This is a genomic window from Methyloglobulus sp., from assembly GCF_964779595.1.
The window spans coordinates 51,163-75,061 of sequence record NZ_CBAROL010000006.1; the positions used below are offsets into that span (position 1 = coordinate 51,163).

The window sequence follows — 23,899 nt, forward strand, 5'->3', positions numbered from 1 at the left end:
AAGGAATTAATGGCTTAATAAGCCTTGATTGATAATTAACAAATGACCATCACAACAAATCGCCTAAAGTCTTTAGCCAGCCGTTCACGCCGAAAATTCCTTAAAGGATTGTTCAACAGTTGCGTCCTGATAGCTACACTGCCTTATATCAAGCCAGCAAAAGCACAGGCAAATGCACAAGCCGTCCCAGTGCTGAATGGCACAGAATTCGACCTAACAATTGCCCATAACATAGTTAATATCAGCGGCACAGAAAAGTACGCTACGACCATTAACGGCACTGTGCCTGGGCCTACATTGCACTGGCAGGAAGGCGATATTGTTACTTTAAGGGTTAAAAACCTCCTTCCCGAAGAAACTTCCCTGCATTGGCACGGCATTATCCTGCCCTACCAGATGGACGGTGCGCCGCAAATCAGTTTCGATGGTATCGCGCCTGGAGAAACTTTTACTTATCACTTCAAGGTGCAGCAATCCGGCACTTATTGGTATCACTCACATTCCGAGATGCAGGAGCAGACTGGATTATATGGCGCTATCGTTATTGATCCTTTAAAACCCGATCCTAATCAAGCTGACCGCGATTATGTGGTGTTAATGTCAGATTGGACGGACGAAGACCCGATGGCGGTATTTGCCAAGCTTAAAAAAGAAAGTGCTTATTACAACCACAATCAGCCGACGATTGTTGATTTGTTTGATGATGTTGCCGATGAAGGGCTTTCCTCAGCAGTTGAAAAGCGCCATGAATGGAACATGATGCGGATGAATCGAACGGATTTAGCGGACATTTCAGCATCGACTTACACGTATTTAGTCAATGGACACACCAGCACAGATAACTGGCTAGGCTTATTCAAACTGGGTGAGAAAATTCGGTTGCGGTTTATCAATGCCTCCGCGCAATCGTTTTTTGATGTCCGCATTCCTGGACTTAAAATGATTGTGGTATCGGCGGACGGGCAAAATATTGATCCGGTAGAAGTCGATGAGTTTCGTATCGGCTTGGCGGAAACTTACGATGTAATCGTAACGCCGGAAGACAACGCTTATACCATTTTCGCACAGTCTATGGATCGCACCGGCTATGTTCGCGGCACATTAGCAACACAATCAGGCTTATCTGCGCCTGTGCCTGCGTTAGACAAAGCGCAGCCGTTGACGATGGGCGATATGATGGGTGCGATGGATCATGATATGGCGGGTATGGATCGTAGCAAAATGACACCTGAGCAAATGAGCCAGATGGATCACAGTATGCACGCTATGGCTGGCATGAGTGATGTCAAAACTGCCAGCAAGAAAAGTATCCAAGTTCACCATGCCAGCACGGAGTTTGATGCCAGTGTCGATATGCGGGTTGATACGCCACGTACTAATTTGGACGACCCCGGCGTTGGCTTAAGAAATAACGGCAGACGAGTTTTAACGTATGCTGATTTGCACACGGTAGGTGGAACGCTTGATGCCAGGTCGCCGACACGGGAAATGGAGCTACACCTTACTGGCAATATGCAGCGTTATACCTGGTCTTTCGATGGCGTGGAATATAACGATGCTAAACCGATTCATTTCCGATACGGCGAACGGCTTCGGGTTATATTGCACAACGACACCATGATGGCGCATCCGGTGCATTTGCACGGTATGTGGAGTGAGTTGGAATCCGAGGACGGGCAATTTCAGGCACGAAAGCATACGATTATCGTGCAACCTGCCCAACGCGTTACCTTTCTGGTCACCGCCGATGCGCTAGGTCGTTGGCCTTGGCATTGCCATTTGTTCTACCACATGCACGCGGGAATGTTTAGGGAAGTGGTGGTGTCTTGAGTTTTTTACTTAAAAAACATCTGGGCGATGTATTTATTCCACTCATGGTTCGACCAGCTCACCACGAACGGAATAAACACATCGCCGTTCTACCTGAACCCTTCAACTATGCTCAGGAGAGCTTTGTCGAAGGACATAATAAGGCATTCCTTAATGTTTTTATGAAGATTACCTTCGTATTGCTTGTCACTGTGTGTGCAAATGCCTGGGCAGAAATGCCTGAATCAAACAACATGGACATGATGCCAGGCCATGACCACCAAAGCATGGATCATTCCAAAATGATGCTTCACGAGCCTCTAACTGATGATCAAACTGAGGAACATAAAAATTACAGCTTAAAGCCAGACCAAGGCATTCAACAACTGAAAGACAACCGCGATCCCCATGCTTATACTGATGGTCACGATTACAGTGACTTATCGAAACCAGTAATGGGGGATTCACACTATTTAGGTGCTTTTATTGTTGATCGTTTGGAAGGCGTAAACGCACGAGATGACTTTTCCATGACTTACGACTGGCAAGCGTGGTACGGGCAAGACTACGATAAGTTAGTTATCAGGGCGGAAGGCGAAATCGACCAAGGTACATTCAAAAATAACCGTAATGAAGCACTTTGGGGTCATGCCCTGACCGCGTTCTGGGATACGCAACTGGGTGTTCGTGTCGATAGTGGCTTAGGAACTGACCGAGTTTGGGGGGCTTTTGGGGTACAGGGCTTTGCGCCGTATTGGCTATACGTAGAAGCGACCGCTTATGTAGGTGAAGAAGGCCGCACCGCCTTTCGTCTCGAAACAGAATATGACGTGCTTATCACCCAAAAACTGATACTTCAACCCCGCGTCGAAGTGAATTTTTATAGCCAAAGTGATCCGTCACGTTTGGTTAGCAGTGGTTTATCTAATATTGAAGCGGGATTACGCTTACGCTATGAAATCAAACGTGAATTTGCACCTTATATCGGCATAGAATGGGCAAGCACCTTTGGCTCAGCGGCTGATATAATTCAATTCCAAGGTAAACAAGCCGAAGAAACCCGATTTGTTGCGGGTGTGCATTTTTGGTTTTAAGCTTATTTTTTCTGCAAGCGTGCGATGTCATCAGGGCTAATTTTGCCATTATGCAGCGCAGTAGCTACTAAAGCTTGGTAAGTTCCTATGTGCGCTAATTTTATCAAATCCTCGTTGTCCCTTATGCCACCTGCGGCAATGATTTTTTGTTGGGGATAGCGCTTGCGGTAAGCTGTTAAGCTATCAAAATCAGGACCTAGCTTGCTGCCCACTCTGGGTAAGCTCATGATAATAATGCTTTCAGGCCATAATTCTTGCTTAGAAAACAAAGTTTTTGCGCCCATTTCGCCAGTGGCTGAATAATCCAAGGATAGAATAAAACGGTTACCAAATTGTTCTATTTCAGCAGTATTTTCATCCTGAAAAGATTCACTGCCTAACACCGGAAAAAAATTTTTGTGCTTTTGTAGACTCGCATCACATAAAGGATAACCGCTATCTACCCAGAACAGGAGGTGAGGAAATGCCGTTAGCACGTCATCCAGCAAGCTTGCATTATTGCCTAGTCGAGTAATCGCATTAAGGTCGGCAATGTAAATAATCGAAAAGCCAAAAAGTGACGAAAAGGCATTGATTACGTCAAAAATATCTGAAGAAGCGCAAATGTCGGATTTCAATGGTGCATAGTCGTCGCGATTGCCGAGTTTGGCGTGAACGACAATGCCGTTTTTGAGGTCGATGACGGGGATTATTTGCATAGCTTATCTGACCTTAATCCGCTGTCTGGGTGCGTGATGCTAGAATAGCGGCTATGAAAAAGTTAAAAACTCTCGTGTTTGAGTATATCACTGGTGGCGGCTTCAATTCGTTCAAACTTCCCGAACCTTTGGCGCAGGAAGGCTTGTTGATGTTGCAAGCTTTGGTGGATGATCTCACCAGGATAGAATTAGTAGATCCTTTAGTCATGCTGGATTACCGCATGATAGGAAGGTTAACGCACCACATTAACAGCCATATTATTAAACCGGAACACGAATGTCAGCAAAAATTCCTAGGTCTGTTGGCGGAGTGCGATGCAGTTTGGGTTGTTGCACCAGAAAGTGACGATGTTTTACAAAACTTATGTCAAACCGTAGAGAAGTCCGGCAAAATTTTACTGAATTCATCGTCCACCGCAGTTGCTGTTGCAGGTAATAAATGGCTGACTTACCAATGTTTGCAAAAGCATTGCATTGCGACTGTGCCAACACAAAAGCTGGTCGATTTTAGTTATCTGCCAGGTGAATGGATAATAAAATCGGTTAATGGAGTCGGCTGCACGGATAGCTATGTAGTTGTAGACGAACAAGAATTTACGTCGATAACAGAGTCGATTGACAAGCAAAAATACATTATCCAACCCCACAAGCAAGGTGAAAAAACCAGCTTATCTTGCTTGTTTAAAAACGGTCGCGGCTGGTTGGTCTGCGCTAATCGGCAATATTTTGAGCGTATCGACCAGCAATACCAGTTAACCGGAATAACCGTGAATTTCACCTCAGATACCGCAAAATATCATATAGTCAGTAACATAGCCCTAGCAATGCAGGGTTTATGGGGTTATGTGGGCATTGATTTGATAGAAACGGCAGGTGAGATTCTTGTTCTTGAAATCAATCCGCGTCTTACGACATCTTATGCGGGTATACATGAAGCCCTGGGCATTAATTGCGCCAGTGCAGTCCTAGATTTATTGTCGGGCGATCCGCAACTAGAACCGACCCGTAATCAACCCGTTTACATCAATATCACGGGGCAGGAAAACCATGCAAACTAACATCATGGGTTGGGACATCGGCGGTGCTCATCTTAAGGCCGCGATTATTCAGCCACCATCGGACATCATTGCTGTCTATCAACGTCCTTGCCAGTTATGGAAGGGCATAGATAAACTGCATGAAGCCGTGCAAGCAATACTTAGCCAATCGCCAACGCACATCAATAAGCATGTGCTGACCATGACCGGCGAATTGGTTGATCTGTTTGAGGGCAGGGATGATGGCGTTAAGCATATTCTGGTGGCAATGAGCCAGCTTTTACCGAATGCTGAGGTGATAGTTTATGCAGGTAAAGACGGCTTTTTGCGGATGGCTGAGGTTAAACCGAAGCATTATGCCAACATTGCGTCAGCCAATTGGCTGGCAAGCGCGACTTGGGCGGCGCAAAAGATTGGCAGCGGTTTGTTTGTTGATGTTGGCAGCACAACTACCGATATTCTACTATTAAGTGGTGGCAAGGTGTTGGCAGAAGGTTATAGCGACTATCAGCGGTTAATTTCGCAGGAAATGATTTATACCGGAATCGTGCGTACCGCCGTCATGGCAGTCGCACAATCTGCCCAGGATGAGGGCAAAGAAGTCGGCATAATGGCAGAATATTTTGCCACGATGGCAGACGTGTATCGGCTAACTGGCGAATTGAACGAATCGCACGACCAATGCGATAGTGCTGATGGCGCAGAAAAAACCGTAGCAGCCAGTGCCAAACGGCTGGCAAGAATGATAGGTTGCGATTATCACGATAATGAACTGGCTCGCTGGCAATGCTTTGCTAACAATCTTCGGCTACAGCAACTGGCAAGAATCCAAACTGCTTGTGAGCGACACGGGAAACGCATTCAATTAGCAACAAATAATAGCCCAATAATAGGTGCTGGCGTAGGGCGGTTTCTGGTCAAGCAGATAGCACAAAATGTAGGTCGCCCGTATCTGGATTTTGCCGAATTATGTTCAGACACGTGGTTTAACTCAGAACATACCGTAGCTGATTGCGCTCCTGCGATTGCGGTCGCTTGTTTAGCCGCTTCGTGGGATTCAGCTTAATACTAGATTAAGCTTAATTTCCTATAAGAATATTAAGTTTGTGCTTTAAGTTATTGATAATATAGTTTTGTTAAAAGCGATGTTGATTGTTTATGATTGTAAAAAATGCGAGTTATCTTTGCTAATTTAGGGTATTTTTGGAAGAAATACTTTGTAGGTTAGAATGTCGCAAAACGGGTTCATTTCTGACTAGAAATGAATTGATTAGTCATTGTTCACGGCTTATGAAGTTTAAAGGGGTTTTCAATAACACATGCAAATCAGACACCTACTATTCGCTTTTTTCGTAACATTTCTGCTTACTGCTTGTGCGGATTTTGGTGGGCAACCGCCAGCACCGGTATTTGGCGGACAAGCTGGAAATAATGGCGATGACCCGTATCTGGGTACGCCAGACAATCCAGTCCAACATCAGCCACCGCAAATCATAGTTACTAAACCGCTTGAAGGCTTAGGTAAAGCGCCGGAAATGGTAGAGATTAAACCTGATTTGCCGCCGCCAGTAGCACCTGGCAGTGACCCCACGCAACCTCCTGAAACGACTGATCCATTTGGAACTGATCCAACGGCGGAAACAGGAAACCTGCCGGAAACAGAGCCCCCTGCGGATCAACCAAAACCCGCAGAGATTGTTGCTCCGATAGCTCCTCCAGCTCCGGTAGTACCGAAAGCACCCGAAGCGTTAGTCCCATTAGAAACCTTTGCTCCACAAACTCCCGCTGTAGGATCGCTAGTTATGGCGGCTAATGAGAATAGCCAAGGCGGCAATCAGGATTCTGCCGTTGCATCTATCGAGCGGGCTATTCGCATTGAGCCTAGAAATGCGACTTTGTACTATAAATTGGCAGTATTGCGCTTAAAGCAATCAAAACCACGATTAGCAGAAGATCTTGCCAGAAAAGCCGCGCTTTTGGCGGTCAATGACAATACCTTGAAAAAACACAGTTGGTTATTGATAGCGAATGCCAGGGAGTTGCAGAAGAACGTTGGTGGTGCTAAGAAAGCTAAGGCTGAAGCGGCTAAATACTGATAGACAAAGATGTTATTTAAGCGACTATTTACTATTGAGAATTTTGAAGTACTGGAACTAAGCTTACCTACAACAGTCCCATCGCCATGAAATTCATTACCCCTCGTATTATTTTAGCGTTGGTGCTGGTCGTCTTCCCTGTTACCTATCAGGCTGAACTTAATACTAAGATTGTCTTGCCCGATATGGGCGATTCTTCCGGTACTATCATTACTCCCGCAGAAGAAAAGGAATTAGGCGAATATTTTTTCAGGAGCCTGCATTCCCAAATTACCATCAACCAAGATGCGGAAATTCAGGAATATATCCAAACCATCGGTCAAAAATTGGTGGCTAACAGTGACGGCCCTAGTTTGCCCTTCCATTTTTTTGTCGTGTTGGAAAACGACATCAACGCGTTTGCAGGACCAGGCGGCTATATTGGCGTTAATTCGGGTTTGATCGTCTTGACCGAAGCGGAAAGCGAACTGGCTTCGGTGATGGCACACGAAATTGCTCACGTCACCCAGAGGCATTTGTATCGTGCCGCAGAAGCTGCTGGGCGGCTTTCAGTGCCTACAATGGCAGCAACCCTGGCGGCGATACTGTTGGGTACACAATCACCCGCCTTGGGGCAAGCGGCAATAATGGCGATTATGGGTAGCAGCGTACAATTCCAGATTGATTTTACCCGTGAAAACGAAATGGAAGCAGATCGTGTGGGTATGCAAACTTTGCAAGAAGCCAGATACGACCCCCGCAGTATGCCGACGTTCTTTGAACGCTTGCAACAGTCCAGCCGCTATTATGGCAAGGATGTGCCGGAGTTTTTACGGACACATCCGGTCACTGCATCGCGTATCTCCGATACTCGTGGACGGGCAGAAACCTATCCATACAGACAATATCCAGATTCCTTAAGCTATCAATTAATCCGTGCGAAACTCAAGGTTTTAGCCAGTAATGACGATGCTGCAACGACAAAACAGTTTCAATCTGGCTTAACACAAGGGACAAGTGAGCAACGGACTGTCGCACGATACGGCACGGGTTTGGTGGCGCTTAAAGCGCAAAGATACAGTGAAGCGGAATCGATTTTTCAGCAATTAGCAAAACAAAATCCAGGGCAATCGCACTATGCAAATGCGCTTGCGCGTACCGCCCTTGAGTCCAAAAATTATCGGCTTGCGTTAGCGCGGTATCAGCAACTCACCGAGCAATTTCCCAGTAACGAAGCCATTAAGCTTGAATATATTACCGCTTTGGTGCGGTCTGGGGATTCTGTTACCGCCAAGAAGAATTTATCTGCTTTGCCTTATAAAACCCAAAGTCTTCCGGTTTATTATGAATTGATGGCGCAAGTCTATAACGATCTAAAACAATCCGCAGAATCCCATCGTTATTTGGCGGAATACTATTATGCGATGGGGCAAATTCAGGATGCGATCTTCCAGATCAGGTTGGCACAGCAATCAAAAGGGCTTAATCCGCAGTTGAGGGCTATACTTAGAGGAAGGCATGATTTCTTTTTGAACGAGCAAATTGAAGCCAGACGCGAGCAATAAACAGTTAACACTTTCCTGAACCTAAGCTTAACAGGATCGTTTTTAGGTCAGCCTCTGCTTACAAATTTAATAGATAACGATTTATCACCATTTGTAACTAACTGTAATAAAAAGTGATTTTTAAGGAAGTGTTAATTATTTTAAAAAATGACTTTTTTTGTTGGACAAGAGCGTTTTTTCAGATATACAATAGCCCCAGCTTTTCGGAGCGATGCCGGTTTAACCGTCGGTATAGAGGGGGAAATAGCCTTTTAGGCTATTGATATATAACAATAATAAAAAAGTAATTCTGCTTGAGTTGAGTTGTGCAGGCGACACACAGTACAACGAAATAATAACTATAATAAAACTCAACATGCCCACTTTATGTGGGCTTTTTATTGCCTGTTGGTTTTGTAAAAAAGCCTTTAACCCCTGCCATTTCAAGCAGACTGCTATAACTGCAAGTTACTTAACTAGCAGTATATTTCATTCCATTATTAAATGACCTCATTAGATTTTCAATTTAATACGCCTGAAAATTAAATCCACGAATAACCTACTTAACAAAGCATTGTTTTTCTGCATAAGCCTCAGCTTCTTTCAGTTGTTTCCGTAAATCTTTGGATTGCTGAGGATCGCGGAACACGCCACCAGCCTCGCCAGGCGTACTTTTTAACATTGAGAAAGTCCTGGCTGCTTCGTAATCAGCAAAACTGAGTTTTCCAGCGATATTATCTATTTTGCAGCCACACGCATACTGGGTGATGAAGGTGAGTCCACCGTGCTGGGCTACGCAATTTAAGACGTATTCGACACGATCACGGGTGGGGTAGTCGTTCGTTTTCACGGCGGCTTGCACTTGTTCAGGTGCTTTTTCTGGGATTGTGGTGCAGCCGATTAATGTAAATACCGTAACCAAGCTAAACATTAGAGATTTGTTGTGTGTTTTCATGAAGACTATTTTTCCTTTTAGTGGACATTTATCGAGATTCTAAGGCTTATTCTTCCGCCGCAAAATCGACAATTTTTTTCAAAACCTGGTTCATTTTAACCGAAAACGCATCCAATGCTTTGTTGTCGGTGTCCGTGGGCAACAAATGAGTCCTGACGATGGTCTTATCTTGAAATTGGTAGGCGATTACATTGCAGGGCATGTGCCTGATGGCCTGTGGGGACATCAACAGTATGGTTTTGGCTTCGGTCAGGTTACAAAACTGGATGGTGTCGTATTCGGGGAAATTTTTGGTGCCACGGTCACGGATCACTTTGCCAACGCGGCTATGTCCGGTTATCCTGAAATTGTTTTCGGCGATGGCGATTTCAAGTTCCGCCAACACATCATCGTAAGGTTTGTGCGTTTCTACCTGATAATAAGACACAAACTCACCTGCTGGTTGGGTAGCGCAGCCTGCAAAAAACAATAAGCTTGCGAAAATGATACAACGTGCAATCATCTTACTAACACTCGTTAAATAGAAGCAGAGCTTAACATTATGGACATGCAAACAAAAGTGACGGGCGTGATTCTTGCGGGAGGGCTTGCTCGGCGCATGAATAATCAGGACAAAGGCTTAATCAGCTTTAAAGGCCAGCCGATGGTGAGTTATGCCATTGCTGCAATGAGTACGATTGCAGGCCAAACTATCATCAATGCCAACCGAAATATCGTCGAATACCAGCAATTTGGGTTACCAGTTGTCAGCGACCAAACAAACAATTTTGATGGCCCACTGGCAGGCGTATTGACGGCGATGCTATTTGCAGAAACGGGCGTATTGCTGGTCATGCCGTGCGACTCGCCCTTAGTTAAGGCGGGGCATCTGCAAAAATTGCTATCAACACGTGCAGAAAACGATGCCGATGTTGCGGTGGCCTTTGACGGTGAACGCTTGCACCCGGTTTTTTTGGCGATAAAAACGACATTAAGATCCAGCCTGCAAGAGTATTTGCTCAGTGGACAACGCAAAATCGACCTTTGGCTAGCACAACACAAAATGGTCAAAGCCGATTTCAGTGCCGAGCCGGAGATTTTTGTCAATATCAACACCCTAACGGAATTATCCGATTTAGAGGCGCAAGATGAAGGGTAGGGCGCATCAATCAGGCCGACCAGAATCCTATCAACCCGACATGACCAACGCCGGGCTGGCTTTTTCCATGACTACGGTTGCCGTCGATGAAAATGGAGAACCCCGTGATATAGAGCTGGTCGGGGAACGGGCATTGACCCTTTACGTCGATAAACAGGAAATAGTCACCTTAATGACGATGGGTACGCATCCCGAACTGTTAACCTTAGGCTATCTAAAAAACCAAGGCTTTTTCGACAATATCGGCGATATCAAAATAGTGCAGGTTGATTGGGCTACCGAAGCCGTAGCCGTTGTTACCCAACATCAAAATGAACAACTGGCAGAACAATTGACCCAGCAAATGGCACAACGTACCGTTACCACAGGTTGTGGGCAAGGCACGGTATTTGGCAAATTGCTGGAAAAACTGCAAGCCATCAAAATTCCAGCTTACGCCATCAAGCAATCCACGCTTTACGGCATGTTGGATGCGTTAAAAAACTATAACGAAGTGTATAAAACTGCCGGTGCGGTGCATGGTTGCGCTTTATGCAGCGGCACGAACATCGACTTTTTTATTGAAGACGTGGGCAGGCATAACGCCGTTGATGCCATCGCGGGTTATATGTGGCTGAACAATATTTCCGGTGACAATAAGATATTTTATACGACAGGCCGCCTGACTTCGGAAATGGTGATTAAGGTCTCGCAAATGGGCATACCCGTATTGCTGTCGCGTTCCGGTGCAACCCAAATGGGCCTGGAAATGGCGAAACAATCGGGCATCACGCTTATTTCACGCGCAAAAGGCAAACATTTTCTGGTGTTGAATGGCGTTGAGAATGTTGAGTTTGATGGAGCCGTCTGAGCCAAAATAGGTACAGTTATTTGATATACGAGAGAAAGCGGATTTAAGTGGCAGGAAATGAATAAATTTCCTAAGAAGTGAGGGGGTAATACCAAGTTATTTAATAAACGGTAAGATACAAATAAGAATCATTTGTATCTTACCGTTCATTTGTATTATACTCTGTTCACCAGTTTTAATAATGAACGGAGAAATAGCTATGAAGATTAACCGAATGGCACTTGCAAGTATTGCAGTAATAGTGCTGTTTACATTAAACGTACCCAGTTATGCCTTGGAAAAACCAAAAACAATGGATGATATGTGGAAGATTATCCAGGCACAGCAGCAGGAAATTCAGGCGATGAAAGTACAAATGGCTAATGCACCAGTAAGCGATCACCCGCCGATTGCAGATGCGCCAGCTCCAAGCAACGTGAAAAATTTGGAGCGCAAAACCGACGTGTTAAGTCAGGAGGTTGAAAAGTTACGCACCAACCTGGCAATTCCGGAAGAAGCCAAATACAAAAGCGCTTATGGCTTAGGGCCTGCGGCATCGAAAATTTATCAAGTTGGCAAAGGGTTATCTATAGGTGGGTATGGCGAAGCCAATTATCAAGCGAATGTCGGCGACAAGAAGAATAATGTCGATAATGCCGATATGGAACGCTTAGTGTTGTATGCCGGTTACAAATTTACCGATAACATCCTGTTCAATAGTGAAATTGAATTTGAACATGCGACGACTGGGGAAGGCTCAGAAGAAAAAGGTGAGGTGTCTGTTGAGTTTGCGGCACTGGATTTTTTCATTGATCCCTTGGCGAATATCAGGGCGGGTTTGGTGTTGATGCCGATGGGGTTTATCAACCAGATTCATGAGCCGCCGTTCTTCTTTGGCAATAACCGCCCTGAAGTTGAGCGCCGCATTATTCCCAGTACTTGGCGCGAAATTGGTGTGGGTTTGTTCGGGCAAATCACGCCAGAGCTGACGTATACGACCTATGTGGTCAATGGCTTGAATGCGGCGGAGTTTAGTTCTAGCGGTATTCGTGATGGGCGTGGTAGCGGGAGCAATGCCAAGGCAGAAAATTTTGGCTATGTTGCTCGTATGGATTATGCGCCTGAGGTATTGCCTGGTGTGTCTGTTGGCGGTTCTGCTTATGTCGGAAATTCAGGGCAGAACCAAACCTTTGCAGGACAAACGCCGGATGTGTTAGTCCAGCTTTACGAAGCTCACGCCCAATGGAAATACCGGGGTTTAGAATGGCGCGCATTAGGTTCATGGGGGCATGTTAACAACGCCGATCTACTAAGCGCCGAAAAAGGTGAAACCGTCGGTTCAGAGAATTACGGTTGGTACACTGAGGTCGGCTATGATGTTTTGCCGCTCATATTCAAGGATACAGCGCAGTATTTAGCACCGTTTTTCCGCTATGAACAATTTGATACGATTGCGACGGCACCGAATGGCTTTCTTGATAATGCGAATATGGACAGGCATATTTATCAGTTTGGTTTGCAGTACAAACCGATTCCTAATGTCGTGATTAAAGCGGATTATCGTAACATTGGTGCTAAAAAAGGCAGTGTGCCAGATGATTTCAACTTAGGCTTTGGCTTTATTTTCTAACGAAACCCTCAGTATTCCGTATAGATTTCACTTTCAAGCCGTTATACTGAATAAAGCGGCAACGCCAGTCATCAATTGGCAAAGTTGACCGATTGAGCTGGCGTTTTGTTTGGAACTGAATTTTTGGTAATGCTTTGAAATGACTTTGATACCTTTACGATTACGAACGGACATGTCACACAACACCAAGTTAATCCTGTTTTTATGGCTTATGGCTACTGCTTTACCCAGCTTTGCCACTATTTTTTACAGCAAAAACGAGGCAATGGTGCTGGCATTTGGTGAAGGCGCACAGATAGAAAATCTGTCGCTGTTCCCTGATGAGCAGCAAATGGCAAGCATTCAAAAAGAAGCCAAAGTAAAGCTCGATTCTGCCATGTTTACCTTTTATGTTGGCAAACAAAACGACAAAATTTTGGGCTATGCCGCCATCGAAACCATTACCGTGCGGACTAAACCGGAAACTTTAATGGTCGTGCTGACATCTGAAGGAGTGTTACGTAATGTCTATACTTTGGCATTTCATGAGCCGCCAGAATATCAACCCCCAGAACGCTGGTTTGAGCAACTTAACAACAAACCATTAGCAGAGTTGGACTTTAGCAAAGGCATTCAAGGTGTTTCCGGTGCGACGTTAAGTACACGAGCTGCTGTCAATAGTGTCCGCAAAGTGATTGCGCTATACCTTGCGATGGTTAAAAATCCAGGGAAAAACTGATGCGGTATTTTGTGACAGGCGAGCAGCACCGTAAATCCTTGCTGAATGCCCTGGTGTTGATGTTCTTGGGCTATGTTGCGTTGCTATGGCTTAGTAATGGCATGATGTATTTTCATCACATGGATTTAACGCCGAAATCCGTCATTGCTTATTACCTCGGTTCTGAGGAGCAATTTACCCAGCCCAAAAGCTACCAAGGGATGTTGGAAGTGTCGCATTTTCATTTGTTTTCGATGGGTATGTTGGTCGTGACATTGACGCACTTAATGTTGATGACGAATTTTTCAACAACACTGAAAATCTGGTTAAGTGGTTTAACTTACATTTCCGCACTTGCTGATGAGGCGGGTGGTTGGCTGGTCAGGTTTGTGCATCCACTGTTTGCTTATTTTAAGATAGCTTCATTCGTAGTATTGGAGTTTTCTTTGGCAGCGTTGGTTTGTGTGGTTGCCATTTCACTTATTCGTGCGCGTCGACATCTGCGTGAATTTGAAGCAGAATAGTTTGGGTTTACTGATTCCCCATGCAACAAAACCTTGACTTTAAAGTTGCCTAAAGTATCATTATCTCCTCCATTTGCTGCACTATAGTAGCAATCTCTAAAATACAACACATAGGTAGGACAGACATGGGCTTCATCTTAGATATGACCGAAACATTAAAAACACCAGGCGGCATAATAGGTCTTCTTGTGATTATAGGCGTAGTTACTTTGCTGTTGAAATGGGTTTTTGCGCCACATCCAGACGACGAACAATAAGCTAATATTCGATTTTTTATTCTTAGGCCGCTAAGGATTCGTTTGAATCGTTAGCGGCCTTAGTTTTATCTGCGTTTCACACTATTTACAACGCCTTTGCCGAAAGGTTCGTACATTTTTTTTCGATGTTTCGAATTTTGAAATGTATCAGTTCGTATATCACAAAATAGTTCACCTGCTTTTACAACAAGTACCCGCTACGGGTATCGGTTTATTTCGCGTTTTTTATGGGCTAGTTACCTTGCAGGAAATATTTTTCCTGTATTATTTCAATCACTTAATTTTTGATCCTGTTCCGTATATAGACGTTGAGTTTCCCAGTATTCCGCTTTTTCTCGGCTTATGGGGCATCGTCGCTACCTGTGTGGCAGTAGGTTATCGATACCCGTTTGCGATAACCGCCAACTACGTCTTCTGGATTATTTTTGTAAACTTCACGCCGATGCAGCGGGATTTTGATGGTGGTTTTGATACCTTCATGATCGGCACAGGATTTTTCCTGCTGTTTATGCCGGGTGATCGGGCATTTTCGATAGACAGCCTGCGCTATAAGCTAAGTACCCCATTCAAACATTACAGCAATTATCCACAAGCGACAGTTTCAGCGCTTGCTTACCACATCCCCGTTTTGGTATGTCTGGGTTTCCTCTATCTGGATTCCGATGTTCACAAGCTGTTTGCCGAGCATTGGCGTAATGGTTTGGGTTCTTGGTTGCCGGCAACTCAGCCGTACTATGTTTCTGCGTTGGATACCTCGCCGCTATTAAATATTGAATGGCTGCAAAAAACCATTGGTTACACCATTATGGTTTTCCAATTGACCTTTGTGTTTTTTTTCGCACATCGGCGGTTACGGGTGGTTTATTTGTTGATCGGGTTATCAATGCACTTGGGTATCATAATGACTTTGAATATCTACCCATTTGGTATAGGTATGCTCATTTTTTATGTGCTGTTAGTGCCATTTAGATGGTGGCGTAGCATTACTCGGTGGTTTACGGCTAAACAACCCGTACTTACCGTGTTTTACGATCAACAATGTCCATTGTGTAATCGTACCGTGTTAACGTTGAATCACTTTGATGTATTCAAGTGTGTAGACTTTAAACCTGTCCAGGAACATGCTGTCAATTACCCAGGGCTGGCTTCAATTGGCATGACTACCTTATTAACCGATTTATACGCCTTAGACGAGCGTGACAGGATTTATTCAGGTGTTGATACTTATCAACAAATTCTGCTTAAAATACGCTATTTGGCTCTATTTGGACTGCTGTTGGGCTTACCTGGTATTAGGCAGTACGTGGAACAAAAATACCGCGCAATCGCCGATACTCGGCAGCGCATAAACTGTGATGCTGAATGTCTGGTTGATCGTCCCATGTTGGATAAAACCTTATATCATCAAATATTCGAGCAGTTTGGTCAGCAAAAGCCCAAAGTTTTGTCCAGAATGCTAACGAAAATAGTGATAGTGTTGGTGTTTTTCCAACTAAACAGCACAATTCATTATGGTGTTGTGTACCGACTGCCCATAGCTGCTGAAAAGATAGCAATCAGCCAGCCTATTTCTCAGGCCAGTAATGCCCTGCTGATGCTGTCTTCGACCTTTTGGGGTATTACCCCTCATGCACTGTATTTGCACGACCATTTCGCGGGTTACGACCGTATTTTGGCGATTACTTACTTAGATTCAGACGGAACTGAACGTTGGTTGCCGTTCGTCAACGAGCAGGGACGTTTGCTAGCGCCTAATTGGGGTCGTGTTCACTCGATGTGGGCAAATATTGCCGTGACTCCAACGATTGATAATCAGCGTTTGCGAAAATTCATCATGAAGGTAACGGCTTTCTGGGGTAATAGAATAGGTTTAAACCTTGAAGGTGCAGTTTTTAAGATAAAAATGAAAAAAATTGCTGCGTCCCCGCATTGGGTATCAGATCAATTGCATAAAAACTTTTTATCTCAATGGCTTACCATAGGATCGGTGAAATGGTCTAATAATCAAATGAGTGACGACTTACCCGTGGACATCAATTCTCTGTAGCCAGGGTCAGCTGATAGAGTTTTAATTATTGCATCCCTTTTCCAGTCATGATATAAATTCACCGTGCTTCTAAGGCGCACAATAAAATAAAAAATTCAAACCCATTGGAGGATGATTTTATGAAAAAAGTTATATCACTTGTAGCTGTTGCTTTAATGATTGTTGGCTTAACTGGCTGTATGGATCCACAAGACGGTACAAAACAAAGACCATCTGAGTCAAGCTCTATTGCACTTTAAGTCTCTTTAGTCCGTGGAAAAACCCAGCTTTGCGGCTGGGTTTTTTTTGTGCAAAATTTACCTAAATCAGAAGCTATAAATCAGTTGTGACAGCAAAAATCATCCGAATACGGATGATTTTTATGCTGGTATGGTGAGTCGAGCTTGTTGGCTACACATTATGTTGACGTTGTACGCATAGCGTTAGGAATTAACAGATAGTCTTTTAGTGTTAACTACCGTGTATCTCCGCGTATAAGGCTTGGTATTCAGTGGTCAATTTGTGCTTAGGCACAAAATGCACCAAAGGTTTGGAGGCGGAATGGGATTCTCTAACTTTTACGGAAGGTGAAATCATTGCGCTAAATACAGGCAAGCCTTCTGCAATCAGTGCGTCTACCAGTTGATTGGGTAGATTGGCTTGTTTTTGGTATTGGTTGACGATAATACCTTCAATTTCCAGCTTGCTGTTGTGGTCGGCCTTAACTTCGGCAACTGTTTGCATTAAGGTGTATAAGGCTTCTCTGGAGAAGCTGTCACAATCGAATGGAATTAGACAGGTATCGGCCGCAATCAGTGCTGATTGACTGTAGAAGTTAAGCACGGGCGGCGTATCCAGGTAAATAGCGTCGAATCCGCTCAGGTTATCGAGTGCATCCCTTAGCTTTAAGACTTTCATGCGCGATTCCAATCGGGCTTGTAACGGCTCAAGATCAGGGTGTGAGGGTATTACGTACAAGTTTGGAAATGGCGTTTCGTGGATACAATTTTCCAATCCAGAGTTAGTGCTGCCACCAAATAGTGAAAGGCTTAAGCAATCTTTAAAAAAATGGGCTATGGTCTTGTCACTGTCCGTTATTTTTTTGCCCAGCAGATACTGCGTAGAATTGCCTTGAATATCCAAGTCGATTACCAAGGTCTTCTTGCCCATAACGGCGTTAATGGCCGCGAGGTTGCATGATATTGTTGATTTTCCGACCCCGCCTTTCTGGTTAAAAATGACTCTACGCATATTATTTCCCCGGTTAAATCAAATAGATGAAAGTCCCATTATAGGACTAAAGCGATGAATATCAAATCCTGATAAAGGTTTTGCCGTGACAGGCAGGGCATTCTGGAATCTGGCTGGGTGCTTTGAAAGCAATTTCCTTGTCGCAGTGGTCGCAAATAAACGTTCCAGGAGAAGTGACATCACCGCTTTGGTAACGGTGGGTTTTGGCTTCCTCGCCCAGTTTTGCAAGTTCGATGCGGGTTTTGTCTGCTAAGCTGAGAAAAGCATCCAAGGTAAAATTCTCAATCAAATCAATATCAAACTTAAACCATTCCGATAGGGAATTAGTATCTTGATGACCTGGTAGCCCGTGAGCCGCGCTTTCAATATCACGTTTGAGGGCATCGGAAATGGTGCTGATTTCCTCATGGGTGAGTTCGCCCGCTTTGCCCATCTTCGCTTTGGCAATATCCCAGGCATCAGCCATTGAGTGCAGAGAATTGTCCATCGCCAGATAGAGTTGTTCCATCAAGTCCGTGTAAGCAGTAACTAATTTATTTTTAGCCATGAGTCTTCTCCTGAAAATGCCACTTTAGATTTATGCGTCGGTACGGTATTCTAACGCTTTTGACCGACGAAAGACGATAAGGATGCAGGAAAACTATCAACCGCTAGAGATTGAGCAAAACGTACAAAAACTATGGGAAGAATCCGGCGCATTTAAAGCCCTTGAAACACCTGACCGTGAAAAATACTATTGCTTGTCCATGTTCCCTTACCCTAGCGGCAAGCTGCACATGGGGCATGTACGTAACTACACCATTGGTGATGTCATCAGCCGCTATCAGCGCATGTTGGGCAAGAACGTCCTGCAACCGATGGGTTGGGATGCCTTTGGTCTACCGGCAGAAAATGCCGCCATGCAGCACGGTGTGCATCCAGCCGATTGGACTTACAGCAATATCGACTACATGCGTGACCAGCTTAAACGTCTGGGTTTCGGTTACGATTGGGACAGGGAATTAGCCACTTGCGATCCTGATTACTACAAATGGGAGCAATGGTTTTTTCTTCGATTGCTGGAAAAAGGTTTAGCTTACAAGAAAACCGCGCCAGTCAACTGGTGTCCAAAAGACATGACTGTGCTTGCTAATGAGCAGGTGATCGACGGCTGTTGCTGGCGTTGTGATACCAAAGTCGAACGTAAGGAAATTGCCCAGTGGTTTTTGAAGATAACCGCTTATGCCGATGAATTACTGCAATCCTTAAATAAGCTGGACGGCTGGCCTGAGCAGGTCAAGACCATGCAGGCCAACTGGATCGGCAAAAGCTACGGTGTACGGTTTGCATTCCCTTATGAGATTGAAGATAAGCAGGAGTTGCTCTGGGTTTATACCACCCGTGCCGATACCATTATGGGTGTTACTTTTTGTGCGGTGGCTGCGGCACATCCATTGGCGATTTATGCCGCCAAGATCAATCTAAAGCTTGCAGACTTCTTGAAGGAATGTGAGCAAAGTGGAACTGCTGAAGCCGATATGGCGACGATGGAAAAGAAAGGTTTGGATACCGGTATTTTCGTCACCCATCCACTCACTGGCGAACAGATTCCGGTATGGGTCGGTAACTATGTGTTGATGAGCTATGGCGAAGGCGCGGTCATGGCTGTGCCAGCGCATGACGAGCGGGATTTTTATTTTGCCAATAAGTACGGATTGCCGATTGTTCAGGTTTTGAACCGAAGAAGCGAAACATTTGCCGATGATGAGCAGCCTTTCGACAACCAAAATTGGCAGCCTTGGTATGCCGCTAAAGATGAATCCATGCTTTTGGTTAATAGTGAAAAGTATAACGGCCTGAATTCAAAAGATGCCATAGATGCTATTGCTGCCGACCTGAACGCCAAAGACCTCGGCGATAAGCAGGTGCAATTCCGCCTACGTGACTGGGGTGTTTCCCGCCAGCGTTATTGGGGTGCGCCGATTCCAGTCATTTATTGCGACGATTGCGGTACAGTTCCTGTGCCGGAAAAAGACTTACCCGTCACCTTACCAAAAGATGTGGTACTGGATGGCTCGCAATCACCGTTAATCGCGCATCCGACATTCTCGAAAACCACCTGCCCGACCTGCGGTGAAGCAGCACGGCGCGAAACCGATACGTTCGATACCTTCATGGAATCGTCCTGGTATTTTGCACGGTTTGCGTGTAACAAAGCAGACACCATGCTCGATAACAAAGCCAGCCACTGGCTACCTGTCGATCATTACATCGGCGGCATCGAACACGCCATCCTACACTTGCTATATGCCCGGTTTTATACCAAATTACTACGTGATGAAGGTCTAGTAACTTGCGACGAGCCGTTCAAGAAATTATTGACCCAAGGCATGGTGCTAAAAGACGGCAGCAAAATGTCCAAGTCCAAAGGCAATACCGTTGATCCACAAGGCTTAATCGACCAATACGGCGCAGATACCGTGCGCTTGTTCATCATGTTTGCTGCACCGCCTGAGCAGTCTTTGGAATGGTCAGATACTGGCGTGGAGGGTGCATCAAGATTCCTGAAACGGCTATGGAGACAAGCTTATCTTCATGTCGCATCCGGTGTTATACAGCGCCCCATAGACAAGGCAACACTAACACCTGACCAGCAAACGATAAGAAGGCACACACACCAAACCATCCAGAAAGTCAGTCATGACATGGGTGTACGCACCATTTTTAACACGGCTATCGCGGCGAATATGGAATTGTTGAATACCTTATCGAAATTTGAGGACGAATCCAATAACGGTAAGGCGATACGGCAAGAAGGATTGGATGCTATTGTGCTAATGTTAGCACCCATCGTGCCACATATCTGCCACCAGTTATGGCAGGAGTTGGGTCATACGGAAGCTGTGGTTGCAATGCCTTGGCCGCAATTTGACGAGTCGGCATTACAGCAAGATTCCTTAGAATTGGTATTGCAAGTTAATGGCAAATTACGCAGTAAAATCACCGTGTCAGCAACTGCGTCTAATGAAGACATAGAAAAATCGGCTTTGTCTGATGAGCAAGTGTTTAAATTCATTGAAGGTAAGTCCGTGAAGAAAGTCATTATCGTGCCTAAGAAATTGGTCAATATCGTTGTATAGGAGTTTGCTTGTGCGGATAAATCGATCTTTCATCTTAATTATTGCCCTGCTAACTACGGCCTGCGGCTACCATTTGCGAGGAGCTTATGGTTTACCTGCGGGTATGAAAACCATCTTTTTGCAAGGTGGCTCGCCTGCATTACGTGAGCAATTAATTACTGTATTGAAATCATCTTCTGGGCAGCTTACCGACTCACCAGAAAAGGCGGATCTTGTACTGAGAATATTTGATGACAACATTGATCGCAGAGTATTGTCTTTAAGCCAAAGAGGACGGTCGAATGAGATTGAGCTGGCAGGTCATCTGGAATATGAACTGCTTGATGCCAAAAATGGTGTGCTGGTAGGGCGTGAACCCATCGAATTCAGGCGCGAATACTTTAACGATCAGCAAGATGTTATCGCCAAGGGCAATGAAGAAACAGTGATCAGAAATGAAATGTACCAGCAAGTAGTCAAGACAATTATTAACCGTGGCCGCGCGGTAGTAGAGACGAAAGGCAAATAGTGCAGATCAAGCCCCAGCAGTTAGCTGCCGCATTGCAGAAAACCTTAGCCCCTGTCTATTTCATTAGTGGTGACGAGCCACAACAATTGGGCGAACTGGCGGATGCCATCAGAAAAGTAGCAAAGACACGAGATTTTACGGTCAGAGAAATATTTTTTGTTGATAAGCTGTTCGACTGGAAGCAACTGAATGTAGCGGCGGATACTTTTTCCATCTTTGCGGATAAAAAAATTATCGACCTAAGATTGCCAACCGGAACGCCAGGCGCAGAAGGCGCAAAAGCATTAGCGGCGTATTGCCAACGGCTTCCCGAAGACACTTTGTTGCTGATTACTGCCGGAAAAATCACCAAGGACGCACAAAAATCTTCCTGGTTTCAGGCCATAGACAAGGTCGGTTGCGTTATACAAGTTTGGTCGTTAACGGGGCAGGATCTTCATCGCTGGATACAGGATAGGATGCAGCAACGTGATATCTTGCCAGAGCCAGGAGCGGTTAAGCTACTTGCTGACCGGGTAGAAGGCAACCTTCTGGCGGCTGCTCAAGAGATTGAAAAGCTGTATGTGTTGTATGGATCAGGCAAGTTGAACACGCAGCAAATCATCGACGTAGTGGCAGACAGTTCAAGGTACGATGTGTTCAAGCTGGTGGAATCGGTATTGTCAGCCCAGGTTGATAAAATATTAAAAATATTGAATTCCCTAAACGCAGAAGGTGTTGCATCCGCCATCGTGCTATGGGCGCTCATGCGGGAAGCCAGGATTCTTATTGCCTATAAAGCCGCGCAAAGCCAAGGTGAAAAAGACCTTATCCTGAAAAAAAATGGCGTGTGGGGTGAACGTAAGCAACTTATTGATTCTGCTGTAAAACGACTTACACACACAGAATTAAATAAGGTATTAGTTTTAGGTGCAAAAGCAGACCGACAAATTAAAGGTCAGCAGCAAGGAGATGCTTGGGAAACTTTGCTGGCGGCTAGTTTGGGCTTGGCTTCTATTTCTCTGCCGGCAAAGACGGGTTAGCTTATAATTAGCCGAATTTTATTTACCTGTAGATTTCAGTATGTAGCACACCAAAGACCATGATTTTATAACAATAATAATATAAGGAGAGAACAATGAACCTTGACAGTAAATTTTCAGCACTACAACTTGCCTTAATCAACGACCAAGGCATTCTTTATGCGTGTGCTTGCCCTGTACATGTCAGCTTGCAAATTAACAATTTGCGTAAATTGTTCGATTACCAAAAAGAGTGCATGAATGTGGATATTTCGCCTGAAGACAGTGTGCAAATGCAAGTCCACCGGCGAATCGCCGAAGTGACCAAACAAGCCCATCAGTTGATGGAGCAATGTCTGGAGGAAGTGCTGGATATGGAAGGCTGGGATAAAACCAAACTGGAAATGCCATCTGGACTTCGTAAGCGTATCGAAGAAAATTGATTTTTTGGAGCGAAAGGTGGGAGTCGTAGCCCGTATAAAGCTTGCGAAATACGTGAAATGGAAGTTGGGGGTATTTTGAATGCCTGTACAGCGGCTTTAATATGCTCTACCGCGCCAACTTTTTAATAGTTTCCACCCAGTCATCCCCGCTATTTAAGCTTTCTACCAATTGTATTTTTTCACCGCCGTGTTTATGGAAAATTTCTTGGTATTCAACACCAATTTCATACAGGGTTTCTAAGCAATCTGCGGTAAATGCAGGTGAAAAAACCAACACTTTTTTAGCACCTTTTACTGCCAGCTCTTCGACTACTTTGTCGGTGAATGGCATTAACCATTTATTGTTCAACCGACTTTGAAAGCTCAATGTGTATTTATCTTGCGGTATCGCCAGTTTTTCTACGATAGCTTTCGTCGTTTGATAACACGCGGCCTTATAACAGTAATAATTGCTCTCGATTAAAGTCTCTTCGCAATCATGATGTTTACATAAAACGCCATCTGTATAGACCTTATCAACCTGCCTTTCTGGTAGACCGTGGTAGCTAAAAATTATATGGTCATATTGCGCCAAATCGTATTTTTTAGCGCGATTAACGATGCAATTGATAAAATCATCGTTATCAAAATATTGCGAAATGATTTTAATTTCGGGAATAACCCACCATTGACTCACAATCTCCATAAAGCGCTGTAACGCACTGCCGGTGCTACTCGACGCATATTGCGGGAATAATGGGAACACAATAATCTTATGATAACCCTGCTGGTGCATACGTTCCAAAACAACGTCCATGCTGGGATTTTTGTAACGCATAGCCATTTCCACCGTGATGTCATCACCTACGGCTAGTTGCAATTTTTTTTGCAACGCTAAGGTATTCATCAACAACGGTGAACCCGATTCTTTATCCCAAATAGCTTGGTAAAGCTTTGACGAATTACCAGACCGAAACGGTACGATAATGCAGTTGACCAATATTTTTCTGGCCAACCAAGGAATGTCGATAACTCTTGGATCATTGAGAAATTCGCTTAGATAACGTCCCACATGCCAGCGACTGGGGCTATCGGGTGTTCCTAAATTTAAAAGTAGTATGGCGGTTTTCGATTTCATTGATTGCCTTTTGAACACTAATATATATAAAGTGGTTTGCTTGGAATTATACTAGAACAAGCCGGTTGGGGCGGTAGTGCGAATGATTAAATGCCTTGGAGATCTGAAATAATATTGTCGAGTACAACTCAATTGAGTCGGAAGAGC

At 44.7% G+C, this 23,899-nt stretch carries 24 protein-coding genes; 17 read left to right on the forward strand and 7 right to left on the reverse strand.

What is annotated here, in order from left to right; all coding sequences use genetic code 11:
* Positions 1-42: 42 nt before the first annotated feature.
* Positions 43-1,830, forward strand: coding sequence for a copper resistance system multicopper oxidase (locus AC1YY3_RS04025; protein WP_481824065.1), 1,788 nt, complete (start codon positions 43-45; stop codon positions 1,828-1,830).
* Positions 1,827-2,903, forward strand: coding sequence for a copper resistance protein B (locus tag AC1YY3_RS04030; protein WP_481824066.1), 1,077 nt, complete (start codon positions 1,827-1,829; stop codon positions 2,901-2,903). Before AC1YY3_RS04025 ends, AC1YY3_RS04030 begins: the two co-directional genes overlap by 4 nt.
* Before the next feature lie 2 nt (positions 2,904-2,905).
* Here AC1YY3_RS04030 and AC1YY3_RS04035 read toward each other — a convergent pair whose 3' ends face one another.
* Complete coding sequence (locus tag AC1YY3_RS04035; protein ID WP_481824067.1) at positions 2,906-3,601, reverse strand: HisA/HisF-related TIM barrel protein; 696 nt, start codon at positions 3,599-3,601, stop codon at positions 2,906-2,908.
* Between the two features lie 53 nt (positions 3,602-3,654).
* Between AC1YY3_RS04035 and AC1YY3_RS04040 the strand changes: the two genes are divergently transcribed.
* The 4 genes from AC1YY3_RS04040 to AC1YY3_RS04055 all read left to right on the forward strand — a co-directional run bounded on the left by AC1YY3_RS04040 (position 3,655) and on the right by AC1YY3_RS04055 (position 8,278).
* Positions 3,655-4,659 carry an ATP-grasp domain-containing protein gene (locus tag AC1YY3_RS04040; RefSeq protein ID WP_481824068.1) on the forward strand — a complete coding sequence of 335 codons (1,005 nt, stop codon included), beginning with the start codon at positions 3,655-3,657 and terminating at the stop codon, positions 4,657-4,659.
* A complete protein-coding gene (locus tag AC1YY3_RS04045) occupies positions 4,649-5,704 on the forward strand; it encodes a hydantoinase/oxoprolinase family protein (protein ID WP_481824069.1) in 1,056 nt (351 codons plus the stop codon). The genes AC1YY3_RS04040 and AC1YY3_RS04045 overlap by 11 nt, the downstream gene beginning before the upstream one ends.
* A 253-nt stretch (positions 5,705-5,957) precedes the next feature.
* On the forward strand, positions 5,958-6,734 hold the full coding sequence (locus tag AC1YY3_RS04050; RefSeq protein ID WP_481824070.1) for a tetratricopeptide repeat protein: 777 nt from the start codon (positions 5,958-5,960) through the stop codon (positions 6,732-6,734).
* A gap of 86 nt (positions 6,735-6,820) precedes the next feature.
* Entirely contained in the window at positions 6,821-8,278 is a 1,458-nt protein-coding gene (locus AC1YY3_RS04055; protein WP_481824071.1) for a beta-barrel assembly-enhancing protease, read from the forward strand.
* Positions 8,279-8,816: 538 nt separating this feature from the next.
* On the opposite strand, the gene AC1YY3_RS04060 is transcribed toward AC1YY3_RS04055, so the two are convergent.
* Together AC1YY3_RS04060 and AC1YY3_RS04065 are read right to left on the reverse strand one after the other, a co-directional pair.
* Entirely contained in the window at positions 8,817-9,212 is a 396-nt protein-coding gene (locus AC1YY3_RS04060; RefSeq protein WP_481824536.1) for a hypothetical protein, read from the reverse strand.
* A gap of 46 nt (positions 9,213-9,258) precedes the next feature.
* The gene (locus tag AC1YY3_RS04065; RefSeq protein WP_481824537.1) at positions 9,259-9,714 is read right to left on the reverse strand and encodes a DUF302 domain-containing protein; all 456 of its coding nucleotides are present in this window, start codon (positions 9,712-9,714) and stop codon (positions 9,259-9,261) included.
* Positions 9,715-9,753: 39 nt separating this feature from the next.
* On the opposite strand from AC1YY3_RS04065, the gene mobA reads away from it, so the two are divergent.
* The 3 genes from mobA (at position 9,754) to AC1YY3_RS04080 (ending at position 12,809) form a co-directional block, all read left to right on the forward strand.
* Complete coding sequence (gene mobA, locus AC1YY3_RS04070) at positions 9,754-10,350, forward strand: molybdenum cofactor guanylyltransferase MobA (protein ID WP_481824538.1); 597 nt, start codon at positions 9,754-9,756, stop codon at positions 10,348-10,350.
* Positions 10,340-11,200 (forward strand): formate dehydrogenase accessory sulfurtransferase FdhD, encoded by an 861-nt coding sequence (locus AC1YY3_RS04075; protein ID WP_481824539.1) that lies wholly within the window; start codon positions 10,340-10,342, stop codon positions 11,198-11,200. Before mobA ends, AC1YY3_RS04075 begins: the two co-directional genes overlap by 11 nt.
* 199 nt (positions 11,201-11,399) lie before the next feature.
* Entirely contained in the window at positions 11,400-12,809 is a 1,410-nt protein-coding gene (locus AC1YY3_RS04080) for a hypothetical protein (protein ID WP_481824540.1), read from the forward strand.
* A 33-nt stretch (positions 12,810-12,842) separates the two neighbouring features.
* Here the strand turns inward: AC1YY3_RS04080 and AC1YY3_RS04085 are convergent, their stop codons facing one another.
* Positions 12,843-12,983 carry a hypothetical protein gene (locus tag AC1YY3_RS04085; RefSeq protein ID WP_481824541.1) on the reverse strand — a complete coding sequence of 47 codons (141 nt, stop codon included), beginning with the start codon at positions 12,981-12,983 and terminating at the stop codon, positions 12,843-12,845.
* Here AC1YY3_RS04085 and AC1YY3_RS04090 point away from each other — a divergent pair.
* From AC1YY3_RS04090 to AC1YY3_RS04105, 4 genes are all read left to right on the forward strand, one after another.
* Complete coding sequence (locus AC1YY3_RS04090) at positions 12,982-13,527, forward strand: FMN-binding protein (RefSeq protein ID WP_481824542.1); 546 nt, start codon at positions 12,982-12,984, stop codon at positions 13,525-13,527. The genes AC1YY3_RS04085 and AC1YY3_RS04090 overlap by 2 nt on opposite strands.
* Positions 13,527-14,030 (forward strand): hypothetical protein, encoded by a 504-nt coding sequence (locus tag AC1YY3_RS04095; protein WP_481824543.1) that lies wholly within the window; start codon positions 13,527-13,529, stop codon positions 14,028-14,030. Before AC1YY3_RS04090 ends, AC1YY3_RS04095 begins: the two co-directional genes overlap by 1 nt.
* Positions 14,031-14,155: 125 nt before the next feature.
* Positions 14,156-14,287 (forward strand): hypothetical protein, encoded by a 132-nt coding sequence (locus AC1YY3_RS04100; RefSeq protein WP_481824544.1) that lies wholly within the window; start codon positions 14,156-14,158, stop codon positions 14,285-14,287.
* A 142-nt stretch (positions 14,288-14,429) separates the two neighbouring features.
* Positions 14,430-16,334, forward strand: coding sequence for a DCC1-like thiol-disulfide oxidoreductase family protein (locus tag AC1YY3_RS04105; RefSeq protein ID WP_481824545.1), 1,905 nt, complete (start codon positions 14,430-14,432; stop codon positions 16,332-16,334).
* A 450-nt stretch (positions 16,335-16,784) separates the two neighbouring features.
* Here AC1YY3_RS04105 and AC1YY3_RS04110 read toward each other — a convergent pair whose 3' ends face one another.
* Both AC1YY3_RS04110 and AC1YY3_RS04115 read right to left on the reverse strand, forming a co-directional pair.
* A complete protein-coding gene (locus AC1YY3_RS04110; protein ID WP_481824546.1) occupies positions 16,785-17,564 on the reverse strand; it encodes a ParA family protein in 780 nt (259 codons plus the stop codon).
* A gap of 61 nt (positions 17,565-17,625) precedes the next feature.
* Positions 17,626-18,111: a zinc ribbon-containing protein gene (locus tag AC1YY3_RS04115; protein ID WP_481824547.1), complete on the reverse strand. Its 486-nt coding sequence runs from the start codon at positions 18,109-18,111 to the stop codon at positions 17,626-17,628.
* An 82-nt stretch (positions 18,112-18,193) separates the two neighbouring features.
* Here AC1YY3_RS04115 and leuS point away from each other — a divergent pair, with 82 nt between their 5' ends.
* From leuS to AC1YY3_RS04135, 4 genes are all read left to right on the forward strand, one after another.
* Complete coding sequence (gene leuS, locus AC1YY3_RS04120; RefSeq protein ID WP_481824548.1) at positions 18,194-20,683, forward strand: leucine--tRNA ligase; 2,490 nt, start codon at positions 18,194-18,196, stop codon at positions 20,681-20,683.
* A 10-nt stretch (positions 20,684-20,693) separates the two neighbouring features.
* Entirely contained in the window at positions 20,694-21,191 is a 498-nt protein-coding gene (locus AC1YY3_RS04125) for an LPS-assembly lipoprotein LptE (protein WP_481824549.1), read from the forward strand.
* Positions 21,191-22,213, forward strand: coding sequence for a DNA polymerase III subunit delta (gene holA, locus AC1YY3_RS04130; protein ID WP_481824550.1), 1,023 nt, complete (start codon positions 21,191-21,193; stop codon positions 22,211-22,213). Before AC1YY3_RS04125 ends, holA begins: the two co-directional genes overlap by 1 nt.
* Before the next feature lie 95 nt (positions 22,214-22,308).
* Positions 22,309-22,635, forward strand: coding sequence for a hypothetical protein (locus AC1YY3_RS04135; RefSeq protein WP_481824551.1), 327 nt, complete (start codon positions 22,309-22,311; stop codon positions 22,633-22,635).
* A gap of 106 nt (positions 22,636-22,741) precedes the next feature.
* On the opposite strand, the gene hemH is transcribed toward AC1YY3_RS04135, so the two are convergent.
* Positions 22,742-23,752 (reverse strand): ferrochelatase, encoded by a 1,011-nt coding sequence (hemH, locus tag AC1YY3_RS04140; protein WP_481824552.1) that lies wholly within the window; start codon positions 23,750-23,752, stop codon positions 22,742-22,744.
* Between the last annotated feature and the right edge of the window lie 147 nt (positions 23,753-23,899).

What these genes read in the sequence shown, in the direction of transcription:
- AC1YY3_RS04025 (WP_481824065.1), top strand. Translation starts at nt 43, where the DNA reads ATGACCATCACAACAAATCGCCTAAAGTCTTTAGCCAGCCGTTCACGC.
- AC1YY3_RS04035 (WP_481824067.1), bottom strand. Translation starts at nt 3,601, where the DNA reads ATGCAAATAATCCCCGTCATCGACCTCAAAAACGGCATTGTCGTTCAC.
- AC1YY3_RS04040 (WP_481824068.1), top strand. Translation starts at nt 3,655, where the DNA reads ATGAAAAAGTTAAAAACTCTCGTGTTTGAGTATATCACTGGTGGCGGC.
- AC1YY3_RS04045 (WP_481824069.1), top strand. Translation starts at nt 4,649, where the DNA reads ATGCAAACTAACATCATGGGTTGGGACATCGGCGGTGCTCATCTTAAG.
- AC1YY3_RS04050 (WP_481824070.1), top strand. Translation starts at nt 5,958, where the DNA reads ATGCAAATCAGACACCTACTATTCGCTTTTTTCGTAACATTTCTGCTT.
- AC1YY3_RS04055 (WP_481824071.1), top strand. Translation starts at nt 6,821, where the DNA reads ATGAAATTCATTACCCCTCGTATTATTTTAGCGTTGGTGCTGGTCGTC.
- AC1YY3_RS04060 (WP_481824536.1), bottom strand. Translation starts at nt 9,212, where the DNA reads ATGAAAACACACAACAAATCTCTAATGTTTAGCTTGGTTACGGTATTT.
- AC1YY3_RS04065 (WP_481824537.1), bottom strand. Translation starts at nt 9,714, where the DNA reads ATGATTGCACGTTGTATCATTTTCGCAAGCTTATTGTTTTTTGCAGGC.
- mobA (WP_481824538.1), top strand. Translation starts at nt 9,754, where the DNA reads ATGGACATGCAAACAAAAGTGACGGGCGTGATTCTTGCGGGAGGGCTT.
- AC1YY3_RS04075 (WP_481824539.1), top strand. Translation starts at nt 10,340, where the DNA reads ATGAAGGGTAGGGCGCATCAATCAGGCCGACCAGAATCCTATCAACCC.
- AC1YY3_RS04080 (WP_481824540.1), top strand. Translation starts at nt 11,400, where the DNA reads ATGAAGATTAACCGAATGGCACTTGCAAGTATTGCAGTAATAGTGCTG.
- AC1YY3_RS04090 (WP_481824542.1), top strand. Translation starts at nt 12,982, where the DNA reads ATGTCACACAACACCAAGTTAATCCTGTTTTTATGGCTTATGGCTACT.
- AC1YY3_RS04085 (WP_481824541.1), bottom strand. Translation starts at nt 12,983, where the DNA reads ATGTCCGTTCGTAATCGTAAAGGTATCAAAGTCATTTCAAAGCATTAC.
- AC1YY3_RS04095 (WP_481824543.1), top strand. Translation starts at nt 13,527, where the DNA reads ATGCGGTATTTTGTGACAGGCGAGCAGCACCGTAAATCCTTGCTGAAT.
- AC1YY3_RS04100 (WP_481824544.1), top strand. Translation starts at nt 14,156, where the DNA reads ATGGGCTTCATCTTAGATATGACCGAAACATTAAAAACACCAGGCGGC.
- AC1YY3_RS04105 (WP_481824545.1), top strand. Translation starts at nt 14,430, where the DNA reads ATGTATCAGTTCGTATATCACAAAATAGTTCACCTGCTTTTACAACAA.
- AC1YY3_RS04110 (WP_481824546.1), bottom strand. Translation starts at nt 17,564, where the DNA reads ATGCGTAGAGTCATTTTTAACCAGAAAGGCGGGGTCGGAAAATCAACA.
- AC1YY3_RS04115 (WP_481824547.1), bottom strand. Translation starts at nt 18,111, where the DNA reads ATGGCTAAAAATAAATTAGTTACTGCTTACACGGACTTGATGGAACAA.
- leuS (WP_481824548.1), top strand. Translation starts at nt 18,194, where the DNA reads ATGCAGGAAAACTATCAACCGCTAGAGATTGAGCAAAACGTACAAAAA.
- AC1YY3_RS04135 (WP_481824551.1), top strand. Translation starts at nt 22,309, where the DNA reads ATGAACCTTGACAGTAAATTTTCAGCACTACAACTTGCCTTAATCAAC.
- hemH (WP_481824552.1), bottom strand. Translation starts at nt 23,752, where the DNA reads ATGAAATCGAAAACCGCCATACTACTTTTAAATTTAGGAACACCCGAT.